This is a genomic window from Desulfovibrio sp. (assembly GCF_047607245.1).
In the GTDB taxonomy this organism is placed as follows: Bacteria; Desulfobacterota; Desulfovibrionia; order Desulfovibrionales; family Desulfovibrionaceae; genus Desulfovibrio.
This window is the reverse complement of the sequence record NZ_JASGDK010000181.1, coordinates 1-11881: the sequence shown is the minus strand read 5'-3', so window position 1 is coordinate 11881 and position 11881 is coordinate 1. Positions and strand designations below refer to the sequence as shown.

18 protein-coding genes and 1 pseudogene are annotated in these 11881 nt (G+C 48.3%); 18 read left to right on the top strand and 1 reads right to left on the bottom strand.

Annotated features, from left to right (window positions below; all coding sequences use genetic code 11):
* The 10 genes from QM579_RS13355 to QM579_RS13310 form a co-directional block, all read left to right on the top strand.
* Positions 1-1039: P-loop NTPase fold protein (locus QM579_RS13355; protein WP_414999621.1), on the top strand; the 1039-nt coding region annotated here is incomplete at its 5' end.
* A gap of 31 nt (positions 1040-1070) precedes the next feature.
* Positions 1071-1673 carry a hypothetical protein gene (locus QM579_RS13350; RefSeq protein ID WP_414999620.1) on the top strand — a complete coding sequence of 201 codons (603 nt, stop codon included), beginning with the start codon at positions 1071-1073 and terminating at the stop codon, positions 1671-1673.
* Positions 1674-1936: 263 nt separating this feature from the next.
* Positions 1937-2185, top strand: a complete 249-nt coding sequence (locus QM579_RS13345) for a hypothetical protein (RefSeq protein WP_414999619.1) — start codon at positions 1937-1939, stop codon at positions 2183-2185.
* Positions 2175-2957: a BRO family protein gene (locus QM579_RS13340; RefSeq protein WP_414999618.1), complete on the top strand. Its 783-nt coding sequence runs from the start codon at positions 2175-2177 to the stop codon at positions 2955-2957. Before QM579_RS13345 ends, QM579_RS13340 begins: the two co-directional genes overlap by 11 nt.
* A 208-nt stretch (positions 2958-3165) precedes the next feature.
* Entirely contained in the window at positions 3166-4425 is a 1260-nt protein-coding gene (locus tag QM579_RS13335) for an AAA family ATPase (protein ID WP_414999617.1), read from the top strand.
* Complete coding sequence (locus QM579_RS13330; protein ID WP_414999616.1) at positions 4422-5231, top strand: hypothetical protein; 810 nt, start codon at positions 4422-4424, stop codon at positions 5229-5231. The genes QM579_RS13335 and QM579_RS13330 overlap by 4 nt, the downstream gene beginning before the upstream one ends.
* Positions 5232-5335: 104 nt before the next feature.
* Positions 5336-5527, top strand: coding sequence for a hypothetical protein (locus QM579_RS13325; RefSeq protein ID WP_414999615.1), 192 nt, complete (start codon positions 5336-5338; stop codon positions 5525-5527).
* Positions 5528-5555: 28 nt separating this feature from the next.
* Positions 5556-5807, top strand: a complete 252-nt coding sequence (locus QM579_RS13320; RefSeq protein ID WP_414999614.1) for a hypothetical protein — start codon at positions 5556-5558, stop codon at positions 5805-5807.
* A 230-nt stretch (positions 5808-6037) separates the two neighbouring features.
* Positions 6038-6766, top strand: coding sequence for a hypothetical protein (locus tag QM579_RS13315; protein WP_414999613.1), 729 nt, complete (start codon positions 6038-6040; stop codon positions 6764-6766).
* A 66-nt stretch (positions 6767-6832) separates the two neighbouring features.
* On the top strand, positions 6833-7975 hold the full coding sequence (locus tag QM579_RS13310; protein WP_414999612.1) for an XRE family transcriptional regulator: 1143 nt from the start codon (positions 6833-6835) through the stop codon (positions 7973-7975).
* Positions 7976-8076: 101 nt separating this feature from the next.
* Here the strand turns inward: QM579_RS13310 and QM579_RS13305 are convergent, their stop codons facing one another.
* Positions 8077-8802 carry a hypothetical protein gene (locus QM579_RS13305; RefSeq protein ID WP_414999611.1) on the bottom strand — a complete coding sequence of 242 codons (726 nt, stop codon included), beginning with the start codon at positions 8800-8802 and terminating at the stop codon, positions 8077-8079.
* Positions 8803-8945: 143 nt separating this feature from the next.
* Between QM579_RS13305 and QM579_RS13300 the strand changes: the two genes are divergently transcribed.
* From QM579_RS13300 to QM579_RS13265, 8 genes and pseudogenes are all read left to right on the top strand, one after another.
* The gene (locus QM579_RS13300) at positions 8946-9230 is read left to right on the top strand and encodes an XRE family transcriptional regulator (protein ID WP_414999610.1); all 285 of its coding nucleotides are present in this window, start codon (positions 8946-8948) and stop codon (positions 9228-9230) included.
* A 62-nt stretch (positions 9231-9292) separates the two neighbouring features.
* On the top strand, positions 9293-9766 hold the full coding sequence (locus QM579_RS13295; RefSeq protein ID WP_414999609.1) for a hypothetical protein: 474 nt from the start codon (positions 9293-9295) through the stop codon (positions 9764-9766).
* Positions 9763-10215 (top strand): phage regulatory CII family protein, encoded by a 453-nt coding sequence (locus QM579_RS13290; protein ID WP_414999608.1) that lies wholly within the window; start codon positions 9763-9765, stop codon positions 10213-10215. The genes QM579_RS13295 and QM579_RS13290 overlap by 4 nt, the downstream gene beginning before the upstream one ends.
* A 61-nt stretch (positions 10216-10276) precedes the next feature.
* Positions 10277-10468, top strand: coding sequence for a hypothetical protein (locus QM579_RS13285; RefSeq protein ID WP_414999607.1), 192 nt, complete (start codon positions 10277-10279; stop codon positions 10466-10468).
* Positions 10469-10490: 22 nt separating this feature from the next.
* Positions 10491-10652 carry a hypothetical protein gene (locus QM579_RS13280; protein WP_414999606.1) on the top strand — a complete coding sequence of 54 codons (162 nt, stop codon included), beginning with the start codon at positions 10491-10493 and terminating at the stop codon, positions 10650-10652.
* Positions 10649-10783 carry a hypothetical protein gene (locus QM579_RS13275; RefSeq protein WP_414999605.1) on the top strand — a complete coding sequence of 45 codons (135 nt, stop codon included), beginning with the start codon at positions 10649-10651 and terminating at the stop codon, positions 10781-10783. Before QM579_RS13280 ends, QM579_RS13275 begins: the two co-directional genes overlap by 4 nt.
* 101 nt (positions 10784-10884) lie before the next feature.
* The gene (locus QM579_RS13270; protein WP_414999604.1) at positions 10885-11535 is read left to right on the top strand and encodes a hypothetical protein; all 651 of its coding nucleotides are present in this window, start codon (positions 10885-10887) and stop codon (positions 11533-11535) included.
* Positions 11532-11881, top strand: a pseudogene (locus QM579_RS13265) (translation initiation factor 2); the annotation flags it as partial. The gene QM579_RS13270 and the pseudogene QM579_RS13265, both read left to right, overlap by 4 nt.

The following is an 11881-nucleotide window of genomic DNA, read 5'->3' as shown; positions in this document are numbered from 1 at the left end:
TACAAATTTTCCACTTTTTATCATGGTTGATGAACTTGACCGTTGCCGGCCAGACTATGCCATTGAGCTTCTTGAGCGCATAAAACACCTTTTTGATGTGCCCAATGTTGTTTTTCTTTTAGCCATTGATGGGGAGCAGTTACTGCAACAGGTTGAGCATACCTTTGGTTTAAAACCTTCATTTTGCGTAGTTGGCGAACACAGCTCACAAACAAACAGCAATCAGTCTCAGTCTGGAAACCCTAGGGCTGACACCCGTCTTAATTATCTAGGTAAATTTATAGACATTTTTTATCAGCTCCCAGAGCCGGACAGGCAGGAATTTGTTCGCATGAAGCTCGATAAAATGCCTGAAATGCAAAAGTACTGTAAAAAATTTTCTGATGCGCCTTATTTGAAGCTTGGGCTCGTAAAGGTGCTCACAGCTGATGTGAAGTTATTTGGCAATAAATCATTGCGTGAACTGATACAAAACTTGGAATTATTTTCTGTATTTTTAAGAATGAATGATGATTTGTCTTTTGAAGAAATATTTACTGCATTTCTCATTATTATTGGTAATAACAATAGAATGCTCTTTTCACAGAATGTTTCTTCACATTTGCAAGAGAATGTTTACAGGATCAGCAATATTTCAGGTTCAATAGCTGTTACAGCGAATAATAGTTCATTTTCACTTGGCAATCTTGGATATCAATTCCACCTTAACAAGCCAGAATGCGTGGCTCATTTCTGGATATGCTTATCAATGCTCCATACAGAAAGACACTTGAACGAAACCCCAGCGCTCGTTGAACTTGTTTCAAGGTTAAAAAGTGCTACAGTAGCGGGCTTTGCTTTTGGTGAGGGGAGCCCTGGCTTTATCCCTCCTATGCCCTTAACCGCAATGGACGAGGTTGAAAAATCACTCTTTAAAAAACTGCAACTTCTTGATGATTTTTCACAAGTGATCCCTTCAAACAATCTGGAAGAGCCGAGCACCGTTATACAAAACCCAGCTGTTTATGCTGGGGGGGCAGAATTTGGAAAACTGTCATAATCGCCGATAATCCCCAATAATGGAGGTCTGCATGAAAAGATTTGCCCTGTTGATGTTGGCTATGGCTTTTATGCTTGGTTCTGGGTGCGCGGTACAGCTGCCCACAAACTCCTACACGCCGCAAAACTATGTGCGCACTACCGGCAAGGCAGACATGGGCAATTTTACCTATGTTCCCTATCTGGAGGGCAAGGTGAAAAAGCCCAACCAGATTCAGAACACAGCGGCAGGGCAAATGTTCATTGCTACTGACGTGGCCGATTTTGTCAAACGGGGAACAGCGCTTGAGCTTGAAAAATCGGGTATCCAGCTTGATCCATCCTCGCCTATCCAGCTCAATGCAAACGTGCTTGAGTTCAAGGCAGATGATCTGGGCTATTCCGTTGATTGGGTCTACCGCATTCAGTACATCATCGTGAACAAGGCAGACAATGCCACAGTGTTTGACAAAACATTTGCTCCGGCGCCCAAAAAGGGTGGCAAATTTGGCAATCCCATTGATTACGCCAACGTGGTCAGCGACATGATTCTTGCCGGATACGACCTCTTTATTCGCGATGCAGATGCAAAACGTATTCTTGAGCAAAACGCTTTACCACCAGTGCCTCCCTTGTCCACAAAGGCGCAGAAGTGAGGCAGTTGACAAGCTTGTAATTCTTTGGGTAGCGTGTCTGCAACGGTGCTAGAAACACCATCAAGGCGGACACGCCAACCCGAAAATTGGCCTTTTTTTGAGCCCAAATTCTGGGCCGTACCCTGCCATTTGCCGGGTGTGGGCGAACTACAATACCCCTTTGGGGAAACTAGCCCGCAGCGCCTTGAGCTGTTTCTAGCGCCCGGCAATCTCCGCTGGGGGGATTGCCATGTGAACCTAGAAAGTTCTCAAGGAGCCCCGCCATGTCAGTTATGCAATCTCCCTTGCCGCCTGTTTCTCTTGAACAATTCCATGCCCGTTTTTTGAACTGCCTTGATACAGTGGCCCTGTTGCAGGACTACGCCTTGCTGACCGCCGGAAACAGCAGTGAAATGGGCCGCATGTACGCCGCCCTTGGCCTGCTGCGCGACAGCATGAACAGCCTGACCGAAACGGCAGAGCCGACCGCGCTTGCGCTGCTGGTCACGGGCGAGGTGCGCCATGTCAACTAGCTGCATACCCTTTGCCTTTGACAGCGCCCTGTTGCGCGTGGTGCTGGATGATGCGGGAGAGCCGTGGTTTTGCGCCAAGGATGTGGCCCTTGCCCTGGGCTATCAGTGGAACGGATTCAAGAATGTCCAGCATGTGCCCGAAGAGTGGAGGATGGTGGAATCCGTTTCCACCAGCTTCGGAACAAAGGAAACTTGGTTCCTTTCCGAGCAGGGTCTGTATTTTTTTCTGGGTCGGTCAGACAAACCCGGCGCACTTCCTTTCCAGAAGTGGCTGTCCGGGGAAGTGCTGCCCAGCATACGCAAGACAGGCGGCTATACTTTGCCCGCCAGCGGCGCAAGAGAAGCCTTGCCGGAAAATACGCGCCAGCCTTATATGCCTCATATGCCCCATATGCCGGAAATGCTGGCCTTGCGGCCGACCATGCGCCAACGTCTGTGGCGCGACGCCCTGCAGACGGCCCGGCTTGATGAGGGCGACAGCACTGCGGCTATGGCCTGGTTTCGCATCCTGTGCCGTATGGTGGCTGCCACGCCACCCGCGCCGCTTCCAGCCAAAGACAAGGTGGCCCAGTTTGTGGCTGAATGCTGCCAGCGGGCCGAGGGCAGCCGTGTGAGCGCGGCGGAACTGTATGCCGCCTTTGTGCGCTGGCACAGGGGAAAAAGTGGCGACACGCCGGGCAAGCGCGCTTTCGGTACGGTGATGCAGGACTTTGCCCATAGCCGCCGCTCCAACGGCAGCCACTATGAGGGGTTGAGGCTCAAAATGCACTAGCCGTGAGCGGTCCCCCGGCGCTGTCATTTCAGCCATGTATAAAAACGCCGTCCCGCAGCCCAAAAAAGAAAGGCTGTGGGGCGGCAAAGCTTCCTTTATAATTCCCAACTAACCGCACGAGGCAACGTGAAGGCATCCTTGGATATGATCACCTTTCAAAATGTCCCTGAAATAATGCAGACCTTTGGCAATTTTCTGGGTTGCACATATGTGCGGCAAATTTTATGCTGCTAAACAAACCAGCCAGCAATTTCGTCACAGCACTTCACTTGAGGTTCACATGCTAAAAAATATTCATATAAAAAAATTTAAATGCCTTGAAGATGAAAAGCTTGAATTTGGCCAACTGACTATTCTGGCTGGTAAAAATAGCTCGGGTAAATCAACTGTACTTCAGTCTATTTTGATTGCTGCAAGAAACTGCAATCCTAAAAATAAAGAGCGTATGTATAATGCGGTAAGTAAGTATCAAGATATTCCTTTTCAATTTGACTTATCAGATGAAACAGAAACGTATACATGCTCAAATAGTAACTTTGATAATATGCATGAAGAAAATTTAGAGTTTGAAGAGAGTTTGTATTATTTATCTAGTAATCGTATCGGAATAGAAGATTTATCAAGATTTTCTAGAGAATATAAAGTTGGTGATAGAGGAGAATTTTTGTTTGGGGCATACCTAATAAGACTTGCTCAAAAAGTTAACTTTGAACCCACCTTCGAAGACTGCGATTACTTGTTTGGTTTATGCCAGAATGATCACATGTTTAATGAAACTATTAACGCCGTAATCAATCTTCAGAACTTTCTTGAGCCAGAGAATAAACTCGTAAGACTTAAGGTGTTTGACTCTTTACGCAAACTTTTTTTTGACAAAAAACTTCGCAATGACCTTTCAGAAGAAATAAAGAGTCAGCTTGGTGTAATTCTTACCACGCCAGTTGCTGTAAACTGCTGGCAATCATATATTACTGAATCGAGAAATTCATTTTTAGCTGAGATTGTAACGGGAGATGTGTGTAAAACTTTTTTCCAGCAAAAAGAGCTTGGGGAAGTCAACCCCTTCAATGTGGGAACAGGCATGAGCTTTTTGGTAAAAGTTTTGATATTATGCTTTTTGGCAAAGCCTGGCGATGTAGTTATAATTGAAAATCCTGAAATACACCTCCACCCCAAAGCACAATCCCGTTTGGGCGAATTTTTTAGCTTTTTGGCCAGTAAAAAAATACAGCTTATTATTGAAACACACTGTGAACATCTGATAAACAGCCTTCGCTATCAGGTTTACAAAAAGAAAATTTCCAAGGATGACATTGTCATTCACTACAAAGAAGATGAAAATACACAATTTCAAAAAATACGTATTGGTAATGACGGTTACTATATAGATGACAACGGTAAAAAAATATCTTTTCCCGGTGGCTTTTTTGACGTGAGCGTCCAACAGTTGATGGAGCTTGGCCTGTGAGTAGCACACACAAACTTGTTCTATCTGACAGCCTCTTTACAGTATTTGAAAAATTTCGCCTTAATGGCGTAGATACATCTATTGATAAGGATGTCTATTTCAACCTTTTCTCAAGAATAAAACTTCCACATCTTACAAATGCTCAACAAATAGTGAGATGTAAAGACCATCTGCCTAAAGAAGTGGTAGATGACTTGCTTCCGCGTTATCTTAGTATAGCTATAAAAGATGAAACTCTAGAAGATCTTTCGCTTAAAACTGTGCATCGAGTTATTCTCTCTGACAACAAAGATCAAGTCCCACACGCCAACATAAATACAGCAAAACTCAATACACATTATGCGATGACTTGCAGAACTGGAGAGTCTAGGGATGAGATGATAAGACATATAAAACATCTATGTTGTAATTCAAAAAGTATCAGCTTGATTGATAAATACCTTTATAGTGCCATTGAAAGAGAAGTTTGCCGATTTGAAGAAATTTTGCCAGACAGTGGAACTGAAATTCTCTGTTATGCAGAGCGCTGTGTCTTCTCTAAACATAAGGCCAAGAAAAGCAAAACGACTCGGGCACAATTTAGAAAAAATTTTTCTGCACTGCAAAAATATTTTACCGGTCTTGGTATACTGCAAAAATTTAGAATTAAAACAAAAAGTTATTCAAACATTCACGATAGATATATGCTAATCGACTGTGGTAGCTATAAATATAAAATAATCTTGTCGAGTGGGTTTGACCACCTCTTTACTACAGAAAAAGAAATTACCTGTATTTTTCAAGAATGCTCTAATTTTGACATTTAACGCTGTTTCAACACTAAAAATATTTTGTACCATTAGTTCCCTTTAGTTCCTTCTGTTCCCCGTTCGGGGCTGCCATGCTAATTTCGTCATGATATTAGCATGGCATGTCTATTTGGAAGCACGAAGAACTCCTTCAGCTTATTGCCCTGTGGAAGGCCGCCTATAAAGCGGCCTCTGCGGGGCAATCCTATACCATCGACGGGCGCACCCTTACGCGGCAGAACGTGTCTGAAATCCGTGCCCAGCTTTCATACCTTGAACGCCAGCTTGCGCCCTCAACTCTGGGAGCGGTCTGAAACGTATAACATGCAGGACGGTGCGCTGATGAGCGGTCTTGTTGACGTAACAGGCCGTCCCATATCTACGGCCCATTTTGTGCCCGGTGCGTCTCGTGATGCCGGGGCCTTCCGTGACCCGATTTCCGGCTGGCGCGGCCCGCAGGTTTCCAGTCATGAGGCTGCCGCGCGTGAGGGGGCTGTCATGCAGCGTCGGGCTGGCGAGTTTGTTGGCTCTTCATTTTGCTCACAGCCTCCGTGCCAGCGAAGGACATTCCGAAGGCCTGCCCTTAAGCAGTAGCTCCTAAGAATGTTAGGACTTGCCGATCACGCAGGGCGTACGCCACGCACAACGCAGCCAACAACAATCAACCGTAAGCACGGTCCGTGCAAGGGGTAGGGCGCCCTGGCCAAGTGTTCAGGCGTCTTCATGGCCAGGGATTTTTTTATCTTCACTTAATTTTTATACTTGTTTTTTACATTTTATTCATATAAAAGCAATAAACAAATCTGTACTTCATAGGAGTAAAAATGCTCAACCCTGCTGATCTGGACCCACTGCTTTTTGAAAAACTTAAAGAAGAGATTGTTCCGCTCCTGCTTGATTCAGGATCTGACGCAATCACGGTGTATGAAGTTGGCATTACCCCGGAGGGAGATCTCAACTACACGAACTACATAGTCGGTTGTGCTTTCTGGGAGGGCTCCTTCCGGAGGGTGGCGCGACTTTGTCGAAGCGGAAAATCTTTCTTCAAATGCAGAATCTACTCAAACATTCTTGAGCTTTCTGCTAGTATTTCTGGCCAATATATAAGATTTTTTATGGCCAGAGTTGATAAAAATACTCGTCGGCCGCGGTCCGCAAAAGGTATTAAAAAACTTTTGCGATCTCCAATAACACAGAATCAATGCTTCTTATCTGAGCAGCTTAAGCAATCTGCCGTAAGCCAGGGTGAGTACACCATTGGTGTTGATCTGGACGAAGACAATGGCATTGGAAAAATCACATTTGATATACTTGTGCCAGCTGGTGCGCGATCCTGCCAAGCCCTTACGGTTGCAACGCTGTATGACAGTGAAGAAGAGCCACTTGCGGCACCAGTTCCGGAGGCTCCCCGCAAACCCAAGGTTCACAGGGATGTTGCCCAACACTTGGCAAAAACCGAGTTGCGTGATACAAAATCGCCCCCTGAGCAGATAGAGAAAAAACAGGCCATACGGCAGGGCGTTGAACAGCCTGACCAAGCGGCAATAAAATGATTATCTGAGTGAGGTTTACTCCTCACCCACGTGTGACCCCTGTCGCAGGGCATTGGAGGCAGAGCCATGACTACAGGGAAATCTCTTCATTACTACTTTCAACATCTGGATCCAGCGCGCATAAGCCTGGCGCGTGAGCGAATGGGGCTTACAAAAAAGCGCCTTGCTGAATTGCTGGATAAAAAACCCAGTTCCGTCTCGCAATATGAGTCGGGTAAATGTGGCCTTTCATTTGAGACGTTTGAAAAGCTTGTTGAAGTTCTTGAGGTGCCCGCAGTTTATTTAACCTCGATTATTTCGGCTGCGCCTACCTTGCGGATGGAAGCTTGTCATTTCAGGGCCAATCGCTCTGTAACGCAAACAGACAGGTATAGGGCTGCCCGGTTCGCCCAAGACGTGCTGGCACTGTATGATGTTTTGGAGCAGCGTGGCATTGTTTTTCCTGAAGTGGGATTTGAGCCGCACACCGGTGCAAGGCCATCTGAGCGTCAGCTTGAGTTGTACGCAGTAGAGATCAGAAAGGCCCTGGGCCTTGGGCTCGGTCCTATTTTGAATATGGCCGAATTGCTTGAATCCATCGGTGTGCGCATTGTTTTGCTTCCAACAGAATGCGCAGTGCTGGACGCCTTTGCAACCTGGGTGAATGAGCGCCCCTGCGTCATGATTGCTGGCGATTCGCCTGCAAGCCGCATGCAATTTGACTATGCTCACGAATTTGCTCACCTGCTGCTGGATGAAAACAATCCATCAGGAGACGTATTGATTGAACGCGGCGCAAACAGGTTTGCTTCCGCCTTTCTCATGCCACAGGTGACATTCATGTCTGACTGTCCCAATCGCTATAGCTGCAGTCAGTTTTTGTCTGTAAAAAAATACTGGCACGTTTCCATGAAGGCTGCGATCTATCGGGCAAAACAACTTGGCGTGATGTCTGAACGGCAATACACGAATGCTTTTATCAGCATGGCACGGCAAGAGATCAACAAGAATGAACCGGGAGAGTTTACCCCTCCCTTGCCTTCGCTTCTTGAAGATGCCCTAGGCCTGCTTGTTGGTGAAGTAACACTGGATAAACTTGCCGATGAGATAGGCCTTACAGAAGAGCAGCTTGTATCTCTGCTGACAATTCAGAAAATTTCGCCAGAAATGATTGAAAAATTGAGGCCTGTGCAGCAAAAAGCACGGGTGCTTCAGTTTGTAAAAAAATAGCTGACCAGCATATATCAAATAACAAAAGTCCTATCGGAAACGGTAGGACTTTTTGTTTTGTACGTGTTTACGAAACAATTGAAGCTACTGCATCGGCCCCCTTAACTCTCGCCAGGGGCAGTGCGCGGCATGCGGGCAGCGATTCTCTGAGGGGTTTCTTCCTCAGGCTTCATTCCCAATTGATCGCGTAACTCATGAACGTTGTGCTCCGCAGCAACGAGCTGCGCGCGCAGGCGTTCCAATTCAGCGTTCAACGGGCTTGGCATGAGCATCGGTGCAGAGGCGCTGTGTTCGTGTTTTCCATACTGTATCCAACCCGGATTGGGTCCATAATGCAGCCAAAAATGGTGTAACCATGCGTCAGGAATGGACGCGAGTGGTTCAGGTATGTCGCTTTCTTTCGCCCCTTGGTCTCGCCATTCGGCTAACGCCTGCCGGGCCGCAAAATACCGCGACAACCAAGGGCGAATTTCCGAATAATCCACACCAAAAACCAGTTGCAGTTGTAGGGCGTCATGCGTGTTGATGCCTGTTAGTGCGGCAATGCGGGCAAGAGCGTCATCAGGGCAAGCTGTAAGCGCAGGTGCTGCTGTGGCGTTGTCAGCATCTGTTTTAAGCATTGGCTCTTCACCAAAATAGAGCCATTCGCGCCTGAGGTCAGGGCGCAGCGCAGAGATTTTTTCCAAGTGCGGCCAAAGGTTGTCTTGACGCTTAGCATTAAGCCACGCGCTGAAAGTACTTTGTGGAATATCTAAAGCTTCCGCTAAGGCTTTATCAGAGCCAAAACTGTGCTTTGAAATTTTTCTTATCCTTTCAAATAATTTCATAATTTCATTTTCTAGGATTATAATTTTATTTTTTAGGTTTTAGCTTTTGACATAATCCTAAAATCTAGGTATTCAGATGCCAACAGCTAAGTATACTTGAATGACAACCTAATATCTAAACCCAATAGCAGGGATGAAAAATCATGGCAACCGACTTACATAGCCGCCTTTTTGAGCTGCGCCAATGGATGGTTGAGCATGACGTTACCTACAGGTTTCTCGCTCCGCACTTGGATGTTTCTGAGCAGTGTGTGCAAAAGATGCTCAGAAACGCGACCATCCCCATAAGGCACCACCGGGTGCTTGTATCTTTGGGCTTTCCTGTTGACTTGCTGCCCAAGGGCAAAGACAGAAAACCCGGCCCGCGTACTAAAATACCCAATCTCCCCGGGATGTGCCAGCAGGAACGGAGAGCCATAGGCGCGTAGGTGTTATCTTATGTATCGTTTTTTTGCGTCCTGTACCACGCTAATCTAATGAGGCTCTTAGCATGTCTAGCCGAACCTCAAAAAGCAAATCATCATCCAATACACTGTCTTTGCTTGCTATCGTCAAGACAGAACAGGAGCGGCAAGGCTCTGTGCCCGTCTTTGGCGTTCAGGCAAGCTGGTTGTGCTTTGGTTCCGGCCTCGCTGCCCGCCTGCTCAAGAATTGGGAAAGCGGCAAGCACTCTCTGGACGTTCTGCAAATTTCTGACGTGGCTTACCTGTACCGCCTGTATAGCGCGAACGCGCCGGGTGCTCCTGCTGCCCTCATATGCCCGGCCTTGGGCATTGATACTACAGGAGATTTTTTAACGCTGTTGTCTCTTTTGAACGAGAGAGCGCAAGCAGATGCCGAATTACGTATGGGTAAAAAATACTCAAGAGGTAATCCCCGGCTGCAGGGTGTCAGCGATGTAGTGCAAACCACCGCTTGGCAGGGGGAAACGCGCCCCTTGCTTACCACAGGAGAGAAGTCGTGAAGGATTCCACACTGGTAGAGATCTGTCGGGGCATGACAAAAAATGCCCCCAACGGCTTAAAAGCCGAAATTTTGGCAGGTATTGTAGGCAAAGAGTATCCCGCCCTCATGAGCGAGCTGTCACAGCAACCTGGGCATAAGCTCGGTGCAGAAGTAATGCTGCGGCTCATGAAAGCCAGTGATGGGCGCGCACCCATACACTTCATGGCTCAAGAGCTTGGTGGTGTTTTTGTCGAGCTGTCTCCTTGCGCCATTCCTGCACATGGCCTGACGCGCGGTCTGGTCGAATGCGTGAAAGAATTTGGTGAATTTATGACTCAGGTGGCGCGAGCCCTTGAAGACGGTTCTGTGACGCAGGATGAGCTGCACCGCATAGGCCGTGATGGGCAAGAGGCGCTAACGGCAATTCTCAAGGTTATGGAGTTGGCCCGGATGGCACAACGCGACTAGCCAAAAAAGAACCCCCGGCTGCGCCAACAGCCAGGGGTCAAACTCCCGAAGGAGCAATAGCATGCCGAGAATCTATTTCAACCCTCAGTCCAATGTCAAGCCCGGTTCAGGGGCGCAGCGTCTCAACACCTATTACGTCACCGTCGGCGGGCAGCGTCATGACGTTTCAACGACGCACCGGGGTATCCTCGCAATTTTGCCGCTTCTTATGCCCCGCCACAAACGGCAACATTGCGAGGCGCAAAATGGGTAAGTACTTTTTGCGCGCTGAACGCATGCTCCCTAATTTGTTCACCCCCGCAGACCGTCGCCTGATGGAAGAAGTTCGGGCCAGAGATGAACACCCCTATGCCCGCATTCGCCACTGGCAGGCTCGCCGCCTGCTGACCATCATAGACAAGCTGGCTGCCGAACGCCGCACAGGTGTCGCGTCATGAGCCTGCCTCTCTATCTTGTTCTTGCCTTCACGCTCTTGGCCTTGGCTGTGTACGAACAGGTTCTCCCGTGGCTGCGCCTGAGGCGTATGGCCCGCAAATTTGCCCAAGAACAGAAGGGGCAGCAGTCATGACGGCATACCCATATAATTGCGGCGATCTCCATTGTGCGAACAAGTGCGGCCTCTCAGGTCCACGCAAGAGAAATCTTTGCGCCCTCTGTGACTCATACGCCATGACGGCTCTCAATGGGTGGGCGCGGCGTCAGGCTCACTCTGATGGGCCTCACGCCCCGTGGAGCATTGCCTATGCGTCCGTTGATGCCTTGGGCGCATTTTCCGAAAACGACCACACTACATATCTTTTCTTCCGCGCTCTGCATCACGTTACCTGCGCTCAGTATAACCGTACATTTGGAGCCGTGGTCAAGCACATGCGCGGTCTGATTGAAATTACTCCGGGCATGAACCGGCAAACAATTTTCCTCGGTAAAGAATGGGAGGCACAACGCAAGTGCCGTCTTTGGTGCGGGCGCAAACAGCCTGCGGACTGCGCTAGCTCGTGCGCCATCGCGCGGGAATACTTGTTGGATGTTTATCGGCTCGGCTCTCAGACAGGCTTGGATCACGCGCAAAAAATAATTGACACATTTGGAGGTATGTCGGGGTTGTCCCGCTGCAGTGCGTTCAATGTTGTTGACGATATTTTCGGCCTCAATCCATCGGCATGCGCGGCTCTTGGTCAGCACACCCGCAAAGTTGTGGATGGGATGGAAATATCACTCATGGCGCGAGTGGAAAAAATGCTGCAGGACCGAGCATCCTGGGGGCACTCCGTAGCTAGCCCGGTTGGCCTTACCCCGGGTAATCAGGAGAGACTCCAATGACTGCCAACGACCTTTTCAAGGTTTTTACCGTATCGTCCTATCGCAATTTGCATGCCGTGAAGCTGTTCCATCTCGAATTGCGTCTGATGCCCGGCGTGACCGCGATTGACTGGACTCAGTTCGCCCCAAGACTTTCCATGCCGCTAGATGATCGGCGCAGGAAAATGGACGTAGGGGAAACCTGCCTCATCTCAGAATTTTGTGAAAAGGCCTGCGCCACTGCTGACCTCGTTGTCTATTACGGAGAATCCGGCAAGGACTCCGCGGTACTGGTGGGCATGGCCAAAGCCATTGGCATACCTATCCTGGGGCTTCCCGGCCCTCTTGAAAAAGAAGGGCTGATACT